The organism is Xanthomonas sp. CFBP 8151, from assembly GCF_011761885.1.
Lineage (GTDB): Bacteria > Pseudomonadota > Gammaproteobacteria > Xanthomonadales > Xanthomonadaceae > Xanthomonas > Xanthomonas arboricola_B.
The window spans coordinates 226,343-247,558 of record NZ_JAASQZ010000004.1; the positions used below are offsets into that span (position 1 = coordinate 226,343).

The 21,216-nt window shown below is 65.9% G+C and carries 17 protein-coding genes, 1 other RNA gene and 1 pseudogene; 9 read left to right on the top strand and 10 right to left on the bottom strand.

Annotation, left to right across the window (positions count from 1 at the left end):
- Window positions 1-216: 216 nt before the first annotated feature.
- Genes panE through FHT08_RS17745 form a run of 3 tightly spaced genes read right to left on the bottom strand, consistent with a single transcriptional unit; the run spans window position 217 to window position 2,983 of the window.
- A complete protein-coding gene (gene panE / locus FHT08_RS17735) occupies window positions 217-1,161 on the bottom strand; it encodes a 2-dehydropantoate 2-reductase (RefSeq protein WP_208409109.1) in 945 nt (314 codons plus the stop codon).
- Window positions 1,162-1,166: 5 nt separating this feature from the next.
- A complete protein-coding gene (locus tag FHT08_RS17740; RefSeq protein ID WP_016903649.1) occupies window positions 1,167-1,970 on the bottom strand; it encodes an ABC transporter permease in 804 nt (267 codons plus the stop codon).
- Window positions 1,967-2,983: an ABC transporter ATP-binding protein gene (locus tag FHT08_RS17745; protein WP_166776097.1), complete on the bottom strand. Its 1,017-nt coding sequence runs from the start codon at window positions 2,981-2,983 to the stop codon at window positions 1,967-1,969. Before FHT08_RS17745 ends, FHT08_RS17740 begins: the two co-directional genes overlap by 4 nt.
- A gap of 35 nt (window positions 2,984-3,018) precedes the next feature.
- Here FHT08_RS17745 and FHT08_RS17750 point away from each other — a divergent pair, with 35 nt between their 5' ends.
- Window positions 3,019-3,846, top strand: coding sequence for a ferredoxin--NADP reductase (locus FHT08_RS17750; protein WP_166776099.1), 828 nt, complete (start codon window positions 3,019-3,021; stop codon window positions 3,844-3,846).
- 255 nt (window positions 3,847-4,101) lie between these two features.
- Here FHT08_RS17750 and dmeF read toward each other — a convergent pair whose 3' ends face one another.
- Window positions 4,102-5,082 (bottom strand): CDF family Co(II)/Ni(II) efflux transporter DmeF, encoded by a 981-nt coding sequence (gene dmeF, locus FHT08_RS17755; protein ID WP_166776101.1) that lies wholly within the window; start codon window positions 5,080-5,082, stop codon window positions 4,102-4,104.
- A gap of 65 nt (window positions 5,083-5,147) precedes the next feature.
- On the opposite strand from dmeF, the gene FHT08_RS17760 reads away from it, so the two are divergent.
- Together FHT08_RS17760 and FHT08_RS17765 are read left to right on the top strand one after the other, a co-directional pair.
- Complete coding sequence (locus tag FHT08_RS17760) at window positions 5,148-5,420, top strand: metal/formaldehyde-sensitive transcriptional repressor (protein ID WP_039521109.1); 273 nt, start codon at window positions 5,148-5,150, stop codon at window positions 5,418-5,420.
- Between the two features lie 62 nt (window positions 5,421-5,482).
- Window positions 5,483-5,558: non-coding RNA, sX9 sRNA (locus FHT08_RS17765), on the top strand.
- A 281-nt stretch (window positions 5,559-5,839) separates the two neighbouring features.
- Here FHT08_RS17765 and FHT08_RS17770 read toward each other — a convergent pair.
- Window positions 5,840-7,386 (bottom strand): annotated as a pseudogene (locus FHT08_RS17770) (beta-xylosidase).
- Window positions 7,387-7,714: 328 nt separating this feature from the next.
- Here FHT08_RS17770 and FHT08_RS17775 point away from each other — a divergent pair.
- From FHT08_RS17775 to FHT08_RS17795, 5 genes are read left to right on the top strand one after another with little or no spacing between them, the layout of a single operon-like run.
- Window positions 7,715-8,302 carry a hypothetical protein gene (locus FHT08_RS17775; protein ID WP_166776103.1) on the top strand — a complete coding sequence of 196 codons (588 nt, stop codon included), beginning with the start codon at window positions 7,715-7,717 and terminating at the stop codon, window positions 8,300-8,302.
- The gene (locus tag FHT08_RS17780; protein WP_166776105.1) at window positions 8,299-8,541 is read left to right on the top strand and encodes a helix-turn-helix transcriptional regulator; all 243 of its coding nucleotides are present in this window, start codon (window positions 8,299-8,301) and stop codon (window positions 8,539-8,541) included. Before FHT08_RS17775 ends, FHT08_RS17780 begins: the two co-directional genes overlap by 4 nt.
- An 18-nt stretch (window positions 8,542-8,559) precedes the next feature.
- Window positions 8,560-10,155 (top strand): alpha/beta hydrolase, encoded by a 1,596-nt coding sequence (locus FHT08_RS17785; protein ID WP_166776107.1) that lies wholly within the window; start codon window positions 8,560-8,562, stop codon window positions 10,153-10,155.
- Between the two features lie 31 nt (window positions 10,156-10,186).
- The gene (locus FHT08_RS17790) at window positions 10,187-10,933 is read left to right on the top strand and encodes an ATP-binding cassette domain-containing protein (RefSeq protein WP_104605844.1); all 747 of its coding nucleotides are present in this window, start codon (window positions 10,187-10,189) and stop codon (window positions 10,931-10,933) included.
- Window positions 10,930-12,123: an ABC transporter permease gene (locus FHT08_RS17795; protein ID WP_166776109.1), complete on the top strand. Its 1,194-nt coding sequence runs from the start codon at window positions 10,930-10,932 to the stop codon at window positions 12,121-12,123. Before FHT08_RS17790 ends, FHT08_RS17795 begins: the two co-directional genes overlap by 4 nt.
- 532 nt (window positions 12,124-12,655) lie before the next feature.
- On the opposite strand, the gene FHT08_RS17800 is transcribed toward FHT08_RS17795, so the two are convergent.
- The 5 genes from FHT08_RS17800 to FHT08_RS17820 all read right to left on the bottom strand — a co-directional run bounded on the left by FHT08_RS17800 (window position 12,656) and on the right by FHT08_RS17820 (window position 20,253).
- Window positions 12,656-13,669, bottom strand: a complete 1,014-nt coding sequence (locus FHT08_RS17800; RefSeq protein WP_104605842.1) for an energy transducer TonB — start codon at window positions 13,667-13,669, stop codon at window positions 12,656-12,658.
- 132 nt (window positions 13,670-13,801) lie between these two features.
- Window positions 13,802-15,367 carry a tryptophan halogenase family protein gene (locus FHT08_RS17805; protein WP_166776111.1) on the bottom strand — a complete coding sequence of 522 codons (1,566 nt, stop codon included), beginning with the start codon at window positions 15,365-15,367 and terminating at the stop codon, window positions 13,802-13,804.
- A 12-nt stretch (window positions 15,368-15,379) separates the two neighbouring features.
- Window positions 15,380-16,393 (bottom strand): cupin-like domain-containing protein, encoded by a 1,014-nt coding sequence (locus FHT08_RS17810; RefSeq protein WP_166776113.1) that lies wholly within the window; start codon window positions 16,391-16,393, stop codon window positions 15,380-15,382.
- Window positions 16,383-17,084, bottom strand: a complete 702-nt coding sequence (locus FHT08_RS17815) for a SapC family protein (protein ID WP_166776115.1) — start codon at window positions 17,082-17,084, stop codon at window positions 16,383-16,385. Before FHT08_RS17815 ends, FHT08_RS17810 begins: the two co-directional genes overlap by 11 nt.
- A 154-nt stretch (window positions 17,085-17,238) precedes the next feature.
- Window positions 17,239-20,253 carry a TonB-dependent receptor gene (locus tag FHT08_RS17820; protein WP_104537670.1) on the bottom strand — a complete coding sequence of 1,005 codons (3,015 nt, stop codon included), beginning with the start codon at window positions 20,251-20,253 and terminating at the stop codon, window positions 17,239-17,241.
- A 251-nt stretch (window positions 20,254-20,504) separates the two neighbouring features.
- Between FHT08_RS17820 and FHT08_RS17825 the strand changes: the two genes are divergently transcribed.
- Window positions 20,505-21,194, top strand: a complete 690-nt coding sequence (locus FHT08_RS17825; protein ID WP_104537925.1) for a glutathione binding-like protein — start codon at window positions 20,505-20,507, stop codon at window positions 21,192-21,194.
- Window positions 21,195-21,216 lie beyond the last annotated feature (22 nt).

The window sequence follows — 21,216 nt, forward strand, 5'->3', positions numbered from 1 at the left end:
CTGATCGAAGCAGGCCTCAGCGGCCGGTTGTTTGCGCAGATTGCCCGATCGGGGCCACAAGGGTGCCAACTAGCTGCGACCTCCGCTACCCGAGGTGCAAGCCGCGCCAAAAGAAAAGCCGTTAGCCGGAGCGCACCCTTCCCCACCGGGGACGGTGCCCGCAGAGCGGATGGGGGTACGGTCTACACGTATCCCTGCCGCACCCGCACGCCAACCTCAGCTATGCCGCAACACCTGATACGCCTGCAGATGCACATTCGCCGCCATCAGCAGCGGCGCATTGCGCCCTGTCTCGCGCACCCGCTTCAACATGTCGCCGACGATCTGCGCCGCTTCCACCTCCTGGCCGGCTTCCAGGTCGCGCAGCATCGAGGCCTTCAGCGGCGAATCCACCTGCAACAAGGTCTGCAGCGCCTTGGCGCGCGCAGCTTCCGGAATCGGCTGCCCGGCCGCATCGGCGGCCCACAGGCATTCGTTGTACAAGCCGTTGATCAACGCACGCCCGTCGTCGGTGGCCACGATCGCCCCGACCGGCGCACGCATCAGGCAGGTGGCCGCCGCCAGCGCGGTGAGGAAGCTGTACTTGATCCACTGCTCCTGCGCGATCTGCTCGCTGGCCACATGATCGATGCCGGCCTGCGCGCAGGCCGCCGCAAGCGCCTGCACCCGCGCGGACGCGGCGCCGCCATCGCGCTCGCCGAAGGTCATCGCCGCCGGCTTGCCCAGGTGCAGGATTTCGCCGTGCTCGCCCTTGGTCGCGCTGATGAAGCACAGCCCGCCCAGCACCCGTGCTGCACCGAAATGCTCGTCCAGCGCCGCGTAATGGCGCAGGCCGTTGAGGATCGGCAGCACCGTGGTGTGCTCGCCCACCGCCGGCGCAATCGCCTCGATCGCGCTGTCCAGGTCGTAGGCCTTGCAGCTGAGGATCACCAGATCGAACGGCCGCTGCGCCACCAGGGCCGGCAGGTCCTGCGCGGTGACATGCGCCACCGGCAGATCCGCATCGCCCAACGGACTGCGGATGCGCAGGCCATCGGCCTGCAGCTGCGCCGCGCGCGCGGCGCGCACCAGAAAGGTCACATCGACACCGGCCTGCGCCAGGCGTCCGCCGAAATAGCCGCCGGTACCGCCGGCGCCGAGGATGAGGATACGCATCGCCATCGTCATCAGCTCCGCAAACCCACGCCACGGCGCAGCAGCCACAGCGCCAGCGCGCTGAGGACCGCGACAAAGCCCAGCATCAGCGCGTAGGCGACCCAGATCGGCACGTCCGAGCTGCCGAGCAGGCCGTAGCGGAACGCGTTGACCATGTAGAAGATCGGGTTGGCGTGGGTGGCCGCTTCGGCCCACGGCGGCAGCAACTTCACCGAGTAGAACACGCCGCCCAGATAGGTCAGCGGGGTCAGGATGAAGGTCGGCACGATCGCCACGTCGTCGAACTTCTTGGCGTACACCGCGTTGACGAAGCCGGCCAGCGAGAAGATGGTCGCGCCCAGCAGCACCGTGGTCAGCGTGACCAGCGGATGCGGGATGCGCACCGGGGTGAAGAACATCGCGATGATCAGCACCAACGCCCCGACCATCACCCCACGCAGCACCGCGCCGGAGACGTAGCCCCACAGGATCACCCAGTTGGGCATCGGGCTGACCAGCAGCTCTTCCACGTGCCGGCCGAACTTGGCGCCGAAGAAGCTGGAGGAGATGTTGCCGTAGCTGTTCTGGATCACGCTCATCATCACCAGGCCCGGCACGATGAACTGCATGTACGAGTAGCCGCCCATGTCGCCCACGCGCGAGCCGATCAGCCCGCCGAAGATCAAGAAGTACAGCGTCATGGTGATGGCCGGCGGCACCAGGGTCTGGCCCCAGATGCGCAGGATGCGCTGCACTTCGCGGCGCACGATGGTGCCCAGCGCAATCCAGTTGCGGCGCGCATTGGTGGGTTCGGTCACGGTGCGGATCTCGTTCATGGCTGGCCTCCGCTGCGCGGCTGCGCGGGCGGTGTGCCGTTGGGGGCGACAGGCGTGGGGGCGCTGGCCGGTACCGGGGCGTCACCGGTCAGGCGCACGAACAGTTCTTCCAGGCGATTGCTCTTGGTGCGCATCGAGCGCACCCGGATGCCGGCGCTGCCGAGCGTGGCGAACACGCGGTTGAGGTCCATCGCGCGCGGCATGTCCAGGTCCAGCGTGTGGCCGTCGATGGCGGTGAGCGTGGTGCCTTCGATCATCGGCAGTTCGGCCGGCAGGTCGCCGTCGATATCGAACAGGAAGCCTTCCACGTCCAGCTTGGCCAGCAGCTCGCGCATCGGCCCCTGGGTGACGATCTGGCCGTGGTTGATGATGGCCAGGTTGCGGCACAGGTGCTCGGCTTCTTCCAGGTAATGCGTGGTGAGGATGATGGTGGTGCCGGCAGCGTTGATCTCCTTGAGCACGCGCCACATGTCGCGGCGGATCTCGATGTCCACGCCGGCGGTGGGCTCGTCCAGGATCAGCAGGCGCGGCTGGGTCATCATGGCGCGGGCGATCATCAGCCGGCGCTTCATGCCGCCGGACAGCGTGCGGCTCATCACCTGGGCCTTTTCCCACAGGTGCGAGCGGCGCAGCTCCGCTTCGGCCAGGCGCTCGGCCTCGGCGCGCGGCATGCCGTAGAAACCGGCGTAATTGACCAGGATGTCGAAGGGTTTTTCGAATAGATTGAAGTTGACCTCCTGCGGGACCAGCCCGATCAGGCGCATTGCATCGCTGCGATGGCCGACCAGGTCGGTGCCGAACACTTCCACCTGGCCGGCGGACAGGTTCACCAGCGAGCTGATGATGCCGATCAGGGTGGATTTGCCGGCGCCGTTGGGGCCGAGCAGGGCAAAGAAATCGCCTGGCGCCACATCCAGCGAAACGCCCTTGAGCGCCTGGGTGCCGTTGTCGTAGGTCTTGCGCAGATCGCACACACGCAGCGCGGGTGCGGTGATCGGAGATGGAGAATTCAAGATGTTCCTTCGCGTCAGCGTGACGGCGCAGCGAGTTGCAGGCCGTTATTATAGAAGCCCGCGGGGGCAAGCCCCGATCACAGACTGTCCCAAATACGTTCGTGCCCGTTCAATTCCCCCTCAAGCTTGTCGACCGGCGCATGATTGCGCCCACCGTGGCCCACTGCCAGTTCCTGCGTGCCGACGGCCAGCCGCTGGATTTCCAGCCCGGGCAGTTCATCCAGATCCATTTCGATGCCGCCGACGGTACGCCGACCAAGCGCAGCTATTCGCTGGCGACCATCCACGACCATGCGTTCGGACCGGGCGAGGCAGTGGATATCGCGGTGAGCTTCGTGCCCGGCGGCTCGGCCACCGCGCTGTTCGAAGGCCTGCAGATCGGCGACCAGTTGCAGGCCAGCGGTCCCTACGGACGCTTCTGCCTGCCGCCGGGCGACCACAACCGGCGTTATGTGCTGATCGCCACCGGTACCGGCGTCACCCCCTATCGGTCGATGCTGCCGCTGCTGGCCGAGGCGATCGCCACCCGCGGCGTGCAGGTGCTGCTGCTGCAGGGCGCACGCACGCCGGCCGAGCTGTTGTACGGCGAGGACTTCCGCGCGTTTGCCGATGCGCATCCGCAATTCCGCTATGTGCCGTGTTTTTCGCGCGCATTGCCCGAGCAGCCGCATGCGGATGTGCGCCAGGGTTATGTGCAGCAGCAGCTGGCCGAATGCGCGCCCGACGCGCAGGGCGATATCGCCTACCTGTGCGGCAACCCGGACATGGTGGACAGCTGCATCGAGGCGTTGAAGGCCGCCGGCCTGCCGAACGCGCAGATCCGCCGCGAGAAATACGTCAGCCCGGCGCCGGCGAAAACCTGAGCCAATCCACGGTGCCGGGCTGGCTTGCTCGGCAATTGCCGATCGCGCCGGTGCGCCGGCGCCGACGCGTTCAAGCCCCTCGACAGCATCGCGATGCTGTCCCGGTCATCCCTCCCGCCCACTGTGCGCTGCTGCAGTCGCATCCTGTGCTCCGGCGTGGTGCAACTGGAGCCACTGCTGTTCGGGCTGGCATTCTCGCTGACCGCTTCCGCGCTGACTACTGCAGGGCGACGAATGCAGCGCGCTGCCGAATCGTCAGGCCGCAGCCCGCGCCGCTGGCGGGCGCTGCAATTCGACGGTGATGTGCACCAGTTCTTCGTGGATCTGCAAGGCAGTGCGGACCAGGTCCGCATCGATGTTGGCCGCCGTGACCAGACTGACGACGCAGGCATAACGATCGCTGCCCACGCGCCAGACATGCAGGTCGCCGATGTCGATGGCATGCGGCAGCTCGGCGATGACCTGCTTCACTTCTTCCACCACCGGCGCATCCATCTCCGCATCCAGCAGCACGCGGCCGGTACTGCGCAGCAGCCCCCCCGCCCACACGGCGACCAGCACCGCGCCGACCATGCCCATGATCGGATCCAGCCAGGTCACGCCCCAGTACATGCCGGCAAGCAGCGCGACAATCGCCAGGACCGAGGTCGCCGCGTCGGCCATCACGTGCAGATACGCGGCACGCAAGTTGAGATCGGCATGCCCATCGTGGTGATGACCATGACCATGACCATGACCATGACCGTCATGCGCGTGGTCGTGGCCGTGGTGATGGCCATGCGAGTCGCGTAACCACCAGGCGCAAATCAGGTTGACCAGCAGGCCGATGACGGCAATGACGGTGGCTTCCTGGTACTGGATGGGCTTGGGCGAGAACAGCCGTTCCAGCGACTGGAACGCCATCAGGCCGGCCACGCCCAACAGCAGGATGGCGCTGGTATAGCCCCCGAGCACTTCGACCTTCCAGGTGCCGAAGCTGAAACGCAGGTCGTTGGCATTGCGCCGCGCGAAGCGGTAGGCGAACAGTGCCAGCCCCAGCGCCAGCGCGTGCGAGCTCATATGCCAGCCATCGGCGAGCAGGGCCATGGAGTTGAGCGTCCAGCCGCCGACGATCTCTACCACCATCATGACTACGGTCAGGATGACGGCCTTGCGAGTGCTGCGCTCGGCAAGCGGATTGGCGCTGGCGAATGTGTGCGACTGCGCGCAGTGCGGCGCGGCGTGCGTGATCGACATCGGAAGGGGCTCTGGCTACGATACCCCCCTATGGTATCTCAGATACCCCCAGGGGGTATACGGCAATGGCGCATCTGAATCAGGAAAAATCCAAACTGCTCGCCCGCGTGCGCAGGATCCGTGGGCAAGTGGAGGGGCTGGAGAAAGCCCTGGCGCAGGACGTGGACTGCACCGCGTTGCTGACGCAGGTGGCGGCGTTTCGTGGCGCTGCGCAGGGCTTGATGGTCGAGCTGCTCAGCGAGCACTTGAAGCACCATGTCGCGGCACCGGAGGCGCTGGGTGAGCGCGAACTGGCGGTAGACGACATCACCGCCATTCTCAAGACCTATCTCAAGTAAGGGCTGTCATCAAAACGACTGCGCTCACTGTCAGATAGGCGCGGCCGACGCCCGGAACCGGCGTGTGCCACTCGTGCACTGCGGTTCCTACGCGCTGTCTGCACCCACTGGTCACTGCGCGCTACGTCTTTTTTTGCCGCTTCAAGTCCTGCACATCGGGTCAATGCGATCACGCCGATTCGCTTTTTACCTTGTGCGCTGCGCGGACTGAGCGACTGCAAGCATGCGTTGGACCTTGGGGTGTGTGCCTGCAGTGTCCTGCGGCGATGCGCGCGACGTGCCGCAACGCACGCATGACGCACCCGATTTCGCGAACGATGCACGGTCGGGACGTCGCGCCGAACTGCGCGCATGGCTGCGCGCACGGAATCCACCCTCAACGCCTCGCCTGATTGCAGGCGCGATGGCGTGCTGGGCGCTCAGCGCACCGACGGCTCCAGCGTCATCAGCACCACATCGTTGCTGCGCATCGGCACGCGGATCTCCACCACGCCATCGGCGCCGACGTGCACGCGCCGGTCCTGTTCGGGCGTGTCGCGCGTGGCCTGCTGCAACTGCGCCAGCTGCCGCGGCGCCAGGTCCTTGGGCATGCCCATGTCGATGTACAGCGACAGCGGATCGTTGCGCCGGTAGCCGGTCTTGCGCACCTGCAGCCGATAGTTGCCGGCCGGCACGTGCGCCAGGCGGAACACCAGCGCTGGGCTGTCTGTGTTCGGCACCTGTTTGGTATAGGACGGGGTATTGCTCACCGCCTGCTGCCAATCCCAGACCAGTGCGGCGATGCGCTGGCCATCCACCGCCGCAAACGCATGCGCATCGCGCAGCGGAACATTGTGGCCCTTGAGCGCGTTCAGATACTTGTAGGCAAACCACGCCGGCTTGTGGATACCCTCGCGATTCACCAGCCCGAAGCCGCCATGGAAGCCGGGTTCTTCGAACAGATCGGTGTAGGTCCAGTAACTCATGCCCTGCACAAGGCCTTGCACCTGCTTGAGCTTGGTCAGGATGTAGGGCGCGTTGATGCAGCTGTCATGGACGAAATCGCGCGGCGTATAGCTGCTGCCCCACTCGGTGAAATACAGCGGCAGATCCGAAACGGCGAGGCCTGGATCTGCGCACGCACGCGGCGCACATCGCCGACGATGGCATCCGGCAATGCCGACAGCTTGACGTCCTGTTTGCCGTCTTCATCGAGAAAGCCGCCCTCCACGCCATAGGTATGCGTGGTGACGAAGTCGATCGGTAGTTTGTTCTTGGCAACGAAGGCCAGCAGTTCCGGCGCCCAGTCCGCACCGGCGGTGGACGGGCCGCCGACGCGCAGTTGCGGATCGATCGCCTTGATCGTGCGTGCGGTGTTCGCATACAGGTCGAAGTAGGCCTGCTGGTCGGCGTTCTCCCAGAAGTCCTTGAGGTTGGGCACGTTCCATACCTCGAAGTACCACTGCCGCACCTCGTCGGCGCCATAGCGTGCACGGATGTGGCGCACGTACGCATCAATCAGCTGCGTCCACTTGGCCGGGTCCGGATGCGAAGTGTTGCCCTTCCAGTAGAAGAGCGTCTGCTCGGAGGTCTTCATCGCGCCGGGCGTAAAGCCCAACTCGACGAACGGACGGATGCGCTTGGCCAGCAGCGCATCGTAGAGCCGATCCAGCTTGGTCCAATCCTAGAAGAGCGTGCCGTCGACGTCTTTCACCGTGCCGAGCACGTCATGGAACACATCATGGAAGCGGATATAGCGAAACCCCAGCTCCTGTACCGCCGGAACCAGCTGCGCCTGGCTGTCGCTGCGGATCAAGGTGCCGGGAAAGTCCGAGCCGATCGACAGATCGTAGAAACGGTCGACTGGTTCGCCGGCGGTGGCCAGATCCAGTTGGATCGTGCGAGGCGCAGGTGCTGCCTGCTGTGCCACGGCAGAGGTCGTCATGCAGCCGCTCAGTGCAATTGCCAACCAGATCTTCAGACGCATCACCGCTTCCGCCAATGTTCGATCGCAGAGCGTGGCCCAGCTCCGGCCCGGTGCTGCGGACCGGCGTGCTTGGTCTTCCTGCTGCCATCGTCGCGTGGCGATGGGTAGGGACCGCATGCGGTCGAATGTGTAAAGGGTGCTTGACATACGGCCGTGCCAGGTGCATCGTGCCTGTCAAGTTGACTTGACAGGCGAAAGGAATGCGTCAGCAGCATCGGCAATGGAATTGCATACCGGCATGGTCGTCGCAGCGGACGCTGCGCAGCGATACCCGGATGGGGGACAGCGGCCTGCCAGTGCGTACATCGGCGCACGCGAGGCACCGCGCATGACCCGCTGCAGACGCAATGCGCTACTGGCGCTCTGTCTGGGAGCCGGCCTGCTCGCCGTGGGTGCGCTCGGCCATTGGCGGCTGCTGCCGCTGAGTGCCCACCTTGCCGGGCTCTGTGCGGGCGTGGGCGTGTCCTGCCTGTTGCTGGCGCTGCTGCTCTGGCTGTCGCGCGGCAGCCTGCGCGACAGCACGCGGCCGGCACTGGCGCGGCGCTATCATCGCGAATTCGGCGTGCCGATGGGGTTGTATGTGGTGGTGATGCTGTTCTGGAGATATTTGCTTGCGCATGTGGATTCGAGCTGGACGCGCGTGCTGATCGCCCTGTTGCCGGCCGTGCTGGTCGCCCTGGTGATCCGCGCGGTGGCGCGCTACGTACGCGATTCGGACGAGATGCAGCGGCGCATCGAACTGGAGTCGATCGCCATTGCCGCCGGCCTGGTCAGCGGCGCGTACATGACCGGCGGATTCCTGCAGGCCGCCCAGTTGATCGACATCCCCGCGACGGTGGCGATGCTTTGGGTGTTTCCGATGTTGTGCGCCATCTATGGCGTCACCAAAAGCGTCAATGCCCGAAGGTTCGAATGAATAGCCGGGTGCGCGAATTGCGCGAGGCCAGCGGCTGGTCGCAAGGCGAGTTGGGCGAACGCCTGGGCGTATCGCGGCAGACCATCAATGCGCTGGAAACCGGCAAGTACGATCCCAGTCTGCCGTTGGCATTTCGCATCGCGCGTCTGTTCGGGGAATCGATCGAGCACGTCTTTCTTTACGAAGACGGGCAGTCGTCGCACCGGTCACACCCGACCGGATGCGGCGTCAGGGAATAGGGTCTATCGGGAGAGATGGTGAACATGGTGAAGCAACCCACACTGGTGGCGGCGCTGCTGATCGCATTGCTGGCAACCGGATGTCAGCGCGCGGACAAACCGGCTGAAAACGCAGCTCCTGCGGCCAAGGCTGACGCGGCGCCCGGCAGCGCGCAGCCGCGTGCAGCGAAGCCGCAGACCGGCACTGCCGCGGGCAATCGCTACGGCACGCTGCAGTTCGCACCGTGCACGCTGAGTTCCGGCAGCGCGGCCGGCAATATCGAAGCGCAATGCGCCAGCTTGCGCGTGCCGGAAAACCCGGCCGCGCCGACCGGACGCAGCATCGACTTGAAGATCGCCTGGCTGGAAAGCGATGCCGGCGCCGGCAGCACGCCGGATCCGGTGTTCTTCATTGCCGGTGGGCCGGGGCAATCGGCCACACAGGTCGCCGCGATCGTGGAGATGGGGCTGCATGAAGTCCGCAAGCAGCGCGACATCTTCCTGGTCGACCAGCGCGGCACCGGCGGTTCGCATCCGCTTGCGTGCCGCGATGCCGCCGGCAAGCCGCTCGTACTGGAAAACAGTAGCGCTGCCACCGCCGAGCAGTTGACCGACTACGCACGCCAGTGTGCACAAGGGCTGCGCAACGATGCCGATCCGCGTTATTACACCACCAGTGAAGCCATTGGCGACCTGGATGCGGTGCGCGCCGCGCTGGGCGTGCAGACGCTCAATCTGGTTGGCGGCTCCTACGGTACCCGGGTCGCACAGCAGTATGCGGCGCGCTATCGGCAACACACACGCACGCTGGTGATCGATGGCGTGGCGCCAAACGATCTGGTGATCGGCGGCGAGTTCGCGCGGACGTTCGAAGATGCGATCGCGTTGCAGGCCACGCAATGCCGCAAGGAAGCGGCATGCGCCAAACGCTTTCCGGTGGACACGCGCACACAGCTGCGGCAGGTGGTGGAGCGTCTGCGTCAGGCGCCGGTTGCGGTGGATTACCGCGACCCGCGCACCGGTGAACTGCACCACGAGCAGGTGACGGCCGATACCGTGGTCGGCCTGGCGTTCGGGTTTTCGTATGCGCCGGAAACCGCCTCGTTGTTGCCGCTGGTGCTGGACGAAGCGGCGGCAGGGCGTTATGCCTCGCTGATGGCACTGGCGCAGATGAGCGCATCGGACATGTCCGACCAGATGAACCGCCCGATGCAATGGTCGGTGTTGTGCAGCGAAGACGCCGGCCGCTACACGCCGCCAGCCGGCAAGGACGACACCTTGCTGGGGGCGGAAGTGGCGCAGATGTTCTTCGCACCCTGCAAGGCCTGGCCGACCAAGCCGGCCCCGGCTGCCGACGCCGCACCGTTCAGATCCAACCTGCCGGTGCTGTTGCTGTCGGGCGAGCTGGATCCGGTGACGCCGCCGCGCTATGCCGAGCGTGTGCTGCAGGGCCTGCCCAACGGCCGTCACCTGGTGGCGCCAGGGCAGGGCCACGGGGTGTTCCGATTGGGCTGCATGCCCAAGGTGTTGGGCCAGTTCCTGCAGACCGCCAATGCCAAGGCACTGGATGCGCAGTGCGTGGCCACCCTCAACAACGTGCCCGCGTTTACCTCGTTCAACGGATGGGAACCATGAGCCGCACCGACCACGCCACGGAGGCGCACGCATGATCGTCGTCGACAAGTTGCACAAGTCGTTCAAGACCAAGACCGGGCTGGTGAAGGCGGTCGATGGGGTCAGTTTCAGTGCTGCCGACGGCCAGATCACTGGCCTGCTCGGCCCCAACGGCGCCGGCAAGACCACCACCTTGCGCATGCTCTACACGCTGATGTCGCCCGACCAGGGCAGCGTCACGGTGGATGGCGTGGATGCCGCCCGCGACCCGGTGACGGTGCGGCGCGCGCTGGGCGTGTTGCCGGATGCGCGCGGGGTCTACAAGCGGCTGACCGCGCGCGAAAACATCGCCTATTTCGGCGAGCTGCATGGCCTGTCGCGGGCGCGGATCGCCGAGCGCACGCGCCTGCTGTCGGCGGCGCTGGACATGGACGACATTCTCGACCGTCAGACCGAAGGCTTCAGCCAGGGCCAGCGCACCAAGACCGCGATTGCGCGCGCGCTGGTGCACGACCCGCGCAACGTCATCCTCGACGAGCCCACCAACGGGCTGGATGTGATGACCACGCGCGCCATGCGCGGCTTTCTGCAGCAGCTGCGGGCCGAAGGGCGCTGCGTGATCTTTTCCAGCCACATCATGCAGGAGGTGGCGGCGCTGTGCGATCGCATCGTCATCGTCGCCAAGGGCACGGTGGTGGCCTGCGGCAGCGCCGACGAACTGCGCGCCAGCACCGGTGAAAGCAACCTGGAAGACGCCTTCGTCAAGGCGATCGGCTCGGACGAGGGACTGCACGCATGAGCACCACATCGTTGTTGTCCACATTATGGACGGTGCTGCGCAAGGAATTGCGCGACATCGGCCGCGATCGCCGTACGCTCGCACTGGCCTTGCTGCTGTCGCCATTGCTGTATCCGGTCCTGATCCTGGGCATGGGCGCACTGAGCGAAAGCCGCGTGCGTACGCAGATCGACAAGCCGTTGGAGATCCCCATGCTCGGCCGCGAGAACGCGCCCAATCTGGTGCGGTTCCTGGCCGCGCAGGGGCTCAATGCGGTCGATGCGCCGGCCGATCTGACCGCCGCGATCCGCAATCAGGATGTGGATGTGGCACTGCGCATCAGCGACAGCTATGCCGACGATTGGCGCGCCGGGCGCCCGGCCCTGGTGGAGGTCATCAAGGACAGCACGCGGCGCGAGGCCGACGTGCCGAGCCTGCGCCTGCAGGCCGCGCTCGGCAGCTATAGCCAGCAGGTCGGTGCACTGCGCCTGCTGGCGCGCGGCATCGATGCGCAGGTGGGCAGGCCGCTGGAAATCGCCGCGCAGGATCTGGCCACCGCCGACGCCAAGCGCGGGCAGATGATGGCGATGCTGCTGCCGGTGCTGCTGGTGATCACCTCGTTCCTGGGCGGCGCCTCGCTGATCCTGGATGCCACTGCCGGCGAGCGCGAACGCCAGTCGCTGGAACCTTTGCTGGCCACCCCGGCGCCGCGCAGTGCGATCGTCAGCGGCAAGATCGCCGCCGCCTGCGTGGTCGGCATGGTGTCGCTGTTGCTGACCCTGCTGGCCTTCAAGTTGAGTGCGCAGCTGTCCACCTCGACCCTGGGCCGCCAGCTCAACGTCGGCTTCGTGCCGATGCTGCAGATGCTGTTCATCCTGGTGCCGATGCTGTTCATCGGCACGTCGTTGCTGACCTATCTGGCCGCCGCCGCCAAGAGCATGAAGGAAGCGCAGGCGCATATGACCTGGCTGTTGCTGCTGCCGATGCTGCCGGGCTATGCACTGATGGCGTATCCGTTGAAGACGCAGCTATGGCACTTCGCGGTGCCGTTTCTGGCGCAGAACCAGATGCTGCTCAAGGTGATCCGCCATGAGCAGATCACTGCGCAGACCTGGGCGGTGTACCTGCTGGCGGGCTTCGGTGTGGCCGCGGTGCTGTGGTACGCGGCGGTGCGTCGCTACCACCAGGAACGGTTGGCAATTTCCGGTTGATGCATCTTCTCCCACCGGGAGAAGCCGGCGCGTAGCGCCGGATGAGGGCGCGGATCGCCCGCCTGTACGAATGCGCGATTACTGATGCTGATGCTGATGCTGATGTTGATTGAACGTCGTTGTCTGCGCAGTGCGTGACGTCCACTCTGTCGCCGTACCCTCACCCCAACCCCTCTCCCGCAGGAGAGGGGCTTACAGTTCCTTCTCGGAATGAGAGGTGCCTAGTGTCCCTTCTCCCTTCGGGAGGCGGTGCCCGAAGGGCGGATGAGGGGACGGATCACCAGCGAACAAAAAGCCCGCATCGCTGCGGGCTTTTTGTTTGGTGCCCGACATTCGCCGGGAGTGCAGTGCATCGATCATCGGCAGCCATCAGCCATCAGCCATCAGCCATCAGCCAGCAATCAACAAACGATCGACCAATCAAGCGATCAACGACCAAGCAACCAAACAATGAAGCAATCAAGCAACCAAGCGATCAACCAACGGACTCACTCAGCCGCATGCAGAACGACTCGATCGCCCAACGCCCCACTCAACCGCCCGGGTTGAACGACAGCGTGCGCCGCGTGGTCACCGGTGCGGCCACCGGCTCGAAGCGCCAGCGTTTGACCGCATTGAGCGCTTCGCGGTCGAACACGCGTGGCGGGGTGGCGCGCAGCACACGTGAGGCGGTGATCGAGCCGTCGGTGCCGACGGTGATCTCCACCAGCACTTCGCCGGAAGTGCCGGCGCGCAGCGCTTCCGGTGGGTAACGCGGTGCCGGGGTGCTGATCGGGCGCAGCGACTGCGCGGCCGGTGCAGCTGCGGCGGCCGCCGGTGCCGGGCGCGGGGCGGCTGGAGTGGGTGCCGGGGCCTCGGCCTGACGGCGCGTGGCGGCCTGGCGTTCGGCCTCTGCGCTCTGCTGGCGGGCGGTTTCCTGTTGCGCGGCGATCTGCTGCGCAGCGGCCGCCTCGCGGGTCTGCTGCTCGGCCAGACGCTTCTGCTCGGCGGCCTGCTTGGCCTTGTCCTCGACCAGCTTCTTGGCCTGCTCGGCATCCTGTTCGGAGCGGCTGGCGGCGGTCTTCATGCCGTTTTCAAGGCCGCTCTTCAGGCGCGGCAGTGCCGGTGCCTTGGGGTCGACCTTTTCGATCAGCGCGATCAGGCGCTGCGCCTCGGGGAATTCTTCGCGGCTGATGCCCTGTTCGGCGGCGATCAGCGTGTACGGCAGCAGATCGGTCAGCGCGCTGTTGACGGTGGCGTCCTGCGGCTGCTTTTCACGCAAGGCCAGGTAGTACTCCACCGCGTTGTCGCCGGCCGGGGCGTACATGCGGTTGTCCTGCAAGGCCTTGGTGGCCGATGCGCGCAACTGGTCGGCGGCCATCGATTGCACCTGCGGCGACACCGCCGTGGCCGGCGTCGGCGCGGTGGCCGGTGCCGCAGGCGTGGCGCCGGTGGCAGGCGCGGTGGTGGCGGCCTTGTCGTCCTGCTTGGAGCAGGCGGCCAGGCCGACCAACAAAATGACCGGCGCGATCCGGCGTGCCATACGGCCCTGTGTCAGATCCAACATGCGTCCCCCTTACCCCGATTGCGAAAGATGCTGCGGCGAAGCCGGCCATTGTTCCCGCAATGGACGGCAAAGCGGCAATCTAGCATTGCTGGGGTGGTCTAAGCCAAGGCAGGCGCCTTCCGCGCGCGAAATTCATTCCGCCCCGGTAGCCAGCGCCGCATCGGCCGGCAGCCCTGTGGCCGGCTCGGGCAGCGGCGGCGCAGGGCAGTAGCGGCGCAGAAAGTCCGCATGCGCAGGCAGGCGTGCCAGTGCGGCATCGACCCGCGTGCGGATGCTCTCCAGGAAATGACGGAGCTCGGCATCGCCCATCAGGTCGGCCACCGGGTGATGCTGTTTCGGCGTGATGCCCTGGCCCAGCATCACCTGCACCCAGGAATTTTCCGCAAACAGCTCGTTGGCCTGGTGGAACACCCGCCCGCTCTGGCGGAACAACTCCACCCGATGACGCAGCGTGTCGGGGATGTCCATCGCCGCGCAATCGCGCCAGAACGGCGTGTCGCGGCGGTCAGTGGCGTGGTAATGCAGGATCACGAAATCGCGGATATGGGTGATTTCGGCGGCGGCCTGGCGGTTGTATTCGGCAATGTCGACATCGTTGATGACCTGCGGGAAGGTCTGCATCAGCCGGATGATGCCGCGCTGGATCAGATGGATGTTGGTCGATTCCAACGGCTCCAGGAAGCCGCTGGCCAGCCCCAGCGCCACGCAGTTCTTTTCCCACACCCGATGCCGCTGATTGGGCGTGAAGCGCAGTGCGCGCGGCTGGGTCAGTGCGCGGCCGCTGAGATTGCGCTGCAGCACCTGTGCGGCGCTGTCCTGGTCCATGTAGCGGCTGGAGTACACGATGCCGTTGCCGACCCGGTGCTGCAGCGGAATGCGCCACATCCAGCCCGCCCGATCGGCGCGCGAGCGGGTGTAGGGCACCGGCGCGCCGACCGACTCGGTCTGCACCGCCAGCGCGCTGTCGGCGAACAGCCACTGCGACCAATCGTCCGTGCCCACGCCCAGCGTCTTGCCGATCAGCAGGCCGGCAAAGCCGGTGCAATCCAGGAACAGGTCGCCTTCCACCCGCGTGCCGTTGTCCAGCGTCAACGCGGTGAGATAGCCGCTGTGCGGGTCGGTCTCCACGTTGCCGATGCGGCCTTCGATACGCTGCACGCCGAAGCCTTCGCTGAAGCGGCGCAGGAAGCGCGCGTACAGGCCGGCATCCAGGTGATAGGCGTAGTTCATGCCGCCATTGGGCAGATGCGCAAAGCGGCCTTCCTGCGCGGCGCGCAGTTCCAGGCAGTAGTCGCCGAAGTCGCGCGCCACGCCACGCTGCCGGCCCTTCAACCAGAAATGCTGAAAGCCCGCGCTCCAGTGATCGGTGCCGGTGTGGCCGAAGGAGTGGATGTAGTGCCGGTCCACGTCGCGCCAGTGTTCGAAGCCGATGCCCAGCTTGATGGTGGCCTGCGTGGCGGCCATGAACGCGGCCTCGTCGATCTCCAGCAGGCGGTGGAAGGTGACCAGGCTGGGGATGGTGGCTTCGCCCACGCCCACCGTGCCGATCTCGTCCGATTCCACCAGCACGATCTGCAGGTGCCGGCCCAGCACTTTGGATAACGCGGCGGCGGCCATCCAGCCGGCGGTGCCGCCACCGGCGATGACGACGCGGCGTACCGGGCGCTGTTGTGGGTCGGAAGGGGCGGTGTCGGTCATGGGGTTAGATCCTCAGCGATTCAGGCGTTGCAGCAACCGCGCGCGCAGGCTGCGGGCACGGGCCTCGTCCATCGGCGCCAGTACGCCGCGCGCGGACTCCGGCATGTGTGCGGCGGTGTCCGCGTCGGCATCGAACACGTAATGGTCGAACACGTCCTGCCAGATGGCGCGCTGTTCGGCGGGCAGGTCGCGAAGGGTGAGCAGCGCCAGCATCAGCGCGTTCATCGGCGAATCCATGTAGGCCGGGCTCTGCCGCCACCAGAAATTCACCAATACGTTGAACGGCATCAGCGCTTCGACGTGATGCCACCACATGCTGGGAATCAACAGCGCATCGCCCGGTTCCAGCTCGGCCACCAGCGCGTGTTCCAGCGCCTGCGCAAAGCGTGGAAAGCGCTGCAGGTCCGGCGCGGCGATATCGACCAGGCTGACCGGCTGCCCCGCAGGGGTGAGATCGAGCGGGCCGATATACAGATTGGCCAGTTGCTGCGGCGGAAACAGGGTGAAGCGGCGGCGCCCGGCAACCACGCAGGCCAGGTTGTCGGGTAGGTCCTGGTGGGCGGCGATGCGGGTGCGGTTGCCGATCCAGATACTGGCCAGCGGCTGCGCCTGCGGCAGGGCGATCGGGTTGTGCGCGCGCAGGCCGGGCAGGTAGGTGTCCAGCGTGGTGGACCCGACATAGATCGCCGGGGGTTGCGGGTTGTGCAGATCGCGCAGCAGGGTCTCCAGCACCACGCTCAGCGGCACGCGTTCGGGGCGGAAATTGAAGCCGCTCATGTCCGCGTTGTAGAAGAAGCGCCCGCCGATGTCCGGCGGGCCGACCTGCGCCACCACTGCCTCGCCGCGATCGAAACCGCGCAGGTAGGCGACCGCCGCCTGCGCAGAGGTCGCGCCGGCCTGCGCCAGTGGCCAGTCGCGCACCAGCCCGCGCAACACCAGGGGCGTGGTGGAGCGCAGCACGGCCGGGTCCAGCTGCTGTGGGTCCAGCCCGTGCCGTTCTTCGATGGCGCGCGGCTCAGCCAGCATGACGGCGCTGCATGCGGTCGAGCAGATGGCGGAACTGCGCGATCGAGGCCACCGCCATGTACAGCGGTTCCAGATCGCCATGCCGGTGCAAATCGAGCAAGGCCGCATCGTCGAGTGCGCGCAGGCGCTCTTCGTGCACGGCGTAGAGCCCGCTAAGACGGCATTCCAGGCCGTTCTGCAGCGTGGCCTCGAACACGAACGGTTCGAGCAAATCGTAGCCAAGCAAGCGTGCGACGAAGGCCTCGCTCGCCGCCAGGCCATCGTGCAAGGTGCGCAACACCTGGCTGATGTGGTCGAGAAACTCGCTGGTGCCGCCGTGTTCGCGGAACAGCACTTCCCCTTCGCTGCGGCTGATGCGCGGGCTGTCCAGATCCACGTGCACCATCGGCCCGTCCGCTTGCTCGCCGATCGAAAACGGTTGCCGCTGGATCGCCAGCGGCACGTACGGCGCATCCCAGCGTGCGCCGTCCAGGAACAGGTTTTCGCCCAGGCGCAATCCCAGCAACGCCAGCGGCCGAAAACTGCGCTCGCCGCTGCGATGGAACACGATCGGGTATTGCGCCTGCAGTTGGCGAAATTCCTGCGGAAAGGTCGCGGCCGACATCACGTCATCGCCGAAGGCGGCGCCGTGCGCGGTGATCACGCGCAGATCGCAGTGATCGAGATTGTTCAACAACACGGCATTGGTCATGGGGAAGCCACATCACGCGGGGCGCGTGGCCCATGTTTGGACAGTGACCCTTCGCGTGGCAAGTGCCGGATGCAACAACTCCGGTCGGCACGTCGGAAGGCCATGCAAGCGTCCCGGCAGGCGCGCTGCCGGGACGCTTGGTGAAGCAGTGGCATCACCAGAACTTGTAGCGTACACCCAGCATGTAGCGCGGGCCGGTCTGGGTGGCGTAGATGATCTGGTTCGGGTGCCGGCCGTGCTGACGCTGCACCTCGTCGGTGAGGTTGATCGCCTCCAGGCTCAGCGACAGGTTTTCGGTCCACTGGTAGCCGATGCTCAGATCCAGCTGGCCATAGGCTTCGGTATAGACCGGATTGGGCTGGCCGCTGCCATCGAAGCGCGCGGCCAGGAATTCGTCGCGCCAGTTGTAGGCCGCACGCACCTGCCACTTGTCCCTGTCGTAGAAGCCGACCACGTTGGCCGAATCGCTCAGCCCTTCCAGCGCGAACTGCTCGCCGATCACATAGTTGTCGTACGTCAGACCGGAGTCGACCATGGTGTAGTTGGCCGACACGCCGAAGCCGCTGGCGCCGAACATGTGCTGCAGGTTGAACTCCCAACCGTCCAGCGAGGCCGAGCGCTGGTTGGCCGGCGCGGTGATGGCGAAGTTGGCTACCGGATCGCCCGGCTGCCCGCTGATCACACCGGTGGCGTTGCCGTTGGAATCGTCCTGCCCGCGCACCACACCGGGCGCACCGCCGCGGTTGCGGAAGATGTAGTTGCGGATGCAGGTCAGGTCGGCCGAAGCGCAGCCGTTGCCCAGCGCTTCGTTCCAGTACGCACCACCCACCGGCGTGTTCAATCCCAGCGAGGCATCGTTGCGCGTGGTCACGCCGATGTAGTTGTCGATGTTCTTGCGGAAGAAGCCCACCGAAGCGTAGCTGGCATCGCTGTAGTACCACTCCAGCGACAGGTCGATATTGTGCGAGAGCAGCGGCTTCAGGCCGGGGTTGCCTTCCTGGCCGGTGCCGCCCTCCAGGCGCGCGATCTGGTTGAGCGTCTGCCCGCCCTGGATATCGCCCCAGCCGGGCCGGCCGATGGTTTCACCGTAGCTGCCGCGCAGCACCAGATCCTCGGTGAGCTTGAAGCTCAGGTCCAGGCTGGGCAGCCAGTACTCGTACTTGCCGCTGCCGCTGGCGAACGCAGAGTCGGCCAGGCGGATCGGCAACTCGTTGTTGGCGACCCAGTCGATGCCCACTGCCACCGGCACCAGCGCCTGCGCGTCCACCTTGGTTTCTTCGTAGCGCACACCGGCGGCCAGGCTGATCGGCACGCGCAGATCGTCCCAGCTGTTGTTCCACTGCAGGTAGGCGTTCTTGGATTTTTCGGTCACGCGGCGGTCGGTGGTGAATACCGGCGAGGTACGGTACAGCGCCTCGTCGCCGGCCACCTGCGCGGCAGCCTGGCGAGCACGTTCGAAGTCGAACAGGAACAGCTGGTTGAACTGCGCCGGATTGCCGCTGCCGTCGATCGCATCGAAGTACTGCGCAAACGAACTGGGGATCCACAGATCGTCCGGATAATCGGCCGCGGTGCCGGCACCGCCCCAGGTGTCGCGCTGCACGTTGGAGAACGCCGAGCGGTTCTTGACCTCGGTGCTGCCGATGCCGAACTTCAACTGCGAATAGTTTTCGAAGGTGAAGTCGCCGTTGACCTGGGCCTGGTCGATCTCCGACTTCATGTAGCTGTTGCGGAACGCCGAGCCGGTGACCAGCGTGCGTGACGGATCCAGCCCGGTCAGGCCAAAGCCCAGCTGCTGCTGCAACACCGGGAAATCCTTGCTGAAATCCACCACCGAGGTGCCGCGGTAAAAACCGGACACGCCCAGCGAGTTGCTCGAGCCGTACGGGCTATCCGCGCCGGCTTCGGCGGTGGAGCGGTGGATGTCGAAGTTGAGCTTGAACTGATCGTTGACCGCCCAATCCACGTTGAAACCCAGCGACTTGTTCTGGTTGCGCGTGGCCGCATTGGAGCCGGCGGTGGCCAGATCGCTGGTGGCCGGATTGACGATTTCCGAATAGGTCACCGGCCCGGCGACCGGGCCATTGGTCCAGGCGCTGGCCGACGGCCCATAGTTGAACCACACCGACATCTCGTTGCGCTGCTGCTGGATCTTGTTTTCCGAATAGGTGTAATCCAGCGTCGTGGTGACGTTGTCCAGCGGCTTGTACTGCAGCGTCAACTGGCCGTTGGTACGTTGGCGCTCCACGCCGACCACGCGGTAGTTGAGGTTCTGCGGCACCGAATAGATATCGTTCGGGCCGGGGCGGTTGACGATGTTCTCCGAGCCCGGCGTACCTGGCTGCGGGATGGTGCCGTAGGCGGTGGAATCGCCGCGGAACGAACGCCAGCCGTTGGGCACGCCGACTTGGCTGTAGCCGAAGTCGCGTTCCTGGTAGCTACCGCTCAGCGACACGCCGAAGCGTCCGTCGGCCGAGGTGTTGCTGAAGATGCCGGAGATTTCCGGTGTCAGCGAATCGCCCTGCAGGCGTCCGGGCAGATTCTCGTTGGAACTGTCGTGCACGCCCTTGAGGCCGACGTTGGCATGCAGGCCCGGGTTGTCCAGCGGCCGGGCCGTCTTGATGTTGATGGTCGCACCGATGCCGCCGGTGGGCGTGCTGGCGCGGCTGGTCTTGAACACTTCGATGCCGGAGATCGACTCCGATGCGAGGTTGGCGAAGTCGAACGCGCGTGAGTTGGAGGCGTTGGATTCCTCGATGCTGGCGCCCGGCATCTGCCGGCCGTTCAACAGCACCAGGTTGAAGTCCGGCCCGACGCCGCGCACGGTGACGCGCGAGCCTTCGCCCAGCGAACGGTCGATCGACACGCCGCTGATGCGTTGCAGCGATTCGGCCAGGTTGGTATCGGGGAACTTGCCGATGTCCTCGGCCACGATGCCGTCGACGATGCCTTGCGCATCGCGCTTGACGTTCATCGACGAGGTCAGGCTGCCACGGATGCCGGTGACCTGCACCGCATCGAGCGTGGCAGGATCGGCCTGGCCAGCGCCGGGGACGGTGGATGCGGACTGCGGTGCCGGCGCGGTCTGCGCGGCCAGTGGCGTCGACAGGGCAAACAGCAGGGCAGACGTCAGACGCCGCGTGCGCGGCAGGGTGCGTGGCTCTCTCACGATGATTCCTTCCCCAAATGAAGATAAGCCGGCCCCAGGCGGGACAGGCGAAGGTCGATGAAACAATCGAGCATTTGTGAGCGCAGCCTTAACCAAGTCAACTTGCACTGCAGCATCGGCCACGAGCCAATCGCGTCACACATCGTTCCAATCAGCGCTACGGCAGGCGCGCGCAGGTAGCTGGCTTGGTCGTACTATCGGCCGTCAAGGCGCGCGGCCGCGTGCCATCCCCTGCCGAACTGGAGCGCACGATGATCGACCTGTACTACTGGCCCACCCCCAATGGCCACAAGGTCACCTTGTTCCTGGAAGAAGCCGGGCTGGAGTACACGCTCAAGCCGGTCAACATCGGCAAGGGCGAGCAGTTCGAGCCGGCCTTCCTGCAGATTTCGCCCAACAACAAGATGCCGGCGATCGTCGACCACGCACCGTCCGACGGCGGCCCCGCGCAGAGCGTGTTCGAATCCGGCGCCATCCTGCTGTATCTGGCCGAGAAGACCGGCCGCTTCTTGCCGCGCGACGCGCGCGGCCGCATTGCCGCGCTGGAATGGCTGTTCTGGCAGATGGGCGGGCTGGGGCCGATGAGCGGCCAGATGGGCCACTTCAGCGTCTATGCGCCGGAAAAGATTCCCTACGCGATCGAACGCTACAACGCCGAGGTGCGTCGCCTGCATGGCGTGCTCGACAAGCGCCTGGCCGAGCACGCGTTCCTGGCCGGCCCGGAGTACGGCATCGCCGACATGGCCAGCTATCCCTGGATCGAGGTCTATGGCGACCTCCGCCCCGATTACGCCGAGTTCCCGCATCTGAAGCGCTGGCATGACGCCATCGCCGCGCGCCCGGCAACGCAACGTGCGTATGCGCTGAAGGAGCAGGTCAACCCCAACGCCGGCAAGCCGCTGAGCGAGGAAGAGCGCAAGCATCTGTTCGGCAAGCGCTGAGGGTGCAGTAGCAAAAAAAGCG

Bases quoted from the DNA above. Each gene is read 5' to 3' on its own strand.
- panE (WP_208409109.1), bottom strand. From the start codon at position 1,161: ATGGCGATGCGTATCCTCATCCTCGGCGCCGGCGGTACCGGCGGCTAT.
- FHT08_RS17740 (WP_016903649.1), bottom strand. From the start codon at position 1,970: ATGAACGAGATCCGCACCGTGACCGAACCCACCAATGCGCGCCGCAAC.
- dmeF (WP_166776101.1), bottom strand. From the start codon at position 5,082: ATGTCGATCACGCACGCCGCGCCGCACTGCGCGCAGTCGCACACATTC.
- FHT08_RS17760 (WP_039521109.1), top strand. From the start codon at position 5,148: ATGGCGCATCTGAATCAGGAAAAATCCAAACTGCTCGCCCGCGTGCGC.
- FHT08_RS17775 (WP_166776103.1), top strand. From the start codon at position 7,715: ATGACCCGCTGCAGACGCAATGCGCTACTGGCGCTCTGTCTGGGAGCC.
- FHT08_RS17780 (WP_166776105.1), top strand. From the start codon at position 8,299: ATGAATAGCCGGGTGCGCGAATTGCGCGAGGCCAGCGGCTGGTCGCAA.
- FHT08_RS17790 (WP_104605844.1), top strand. From the start codon at position 10,187: ATGATCGTCGTCGACAAGTTGCACAAGTCGTTCAAGACCAAGACCGGG.
- FHT08_RS17795 (WP_166776109.1), top strand. From the start codon at position 10,930: ATGAGCACCACATCGTTGTTGTCCACATTATGGACGGTGCTGCGCAAG.
- FHT08_RS17800 (WP_104605842.1), bottom strand. From the start codon at position 13,669: ATGTTGGATCTGACACAGGGCCGTATGGCACGCCGGATCGCGCCGGTC.
- FHT08_RS17805 (WP_166776111.1), bottom strand. From the start codon at position 15,367: ATGACCGACACCGCCCCTTCCGACCCACAACAGCGCCCGGTACGCCGC.
- FHT08_RS17810 (WP_166776113.1), bottom strand. From the start codon at position 16,393: ATGCTGGCTGAGCCGCGCGCCATCGAAGAACGGCACGGGCTGGACCCA.
- FHT08_RS17815 (WP_166776115.1), bottom strand. From the start codon at position 17,084: ATGACCAATGCCGTGTTGTTGAACAATCTCGATCACTGCGATCTGCGC.
- FHT08_RS17825 (WP_104537925.1), top strand. From the start codon at position 20,505: ATGATCGACCTGTACTACTGGCCCACCCCCAATGGCCACAAGGTCACC.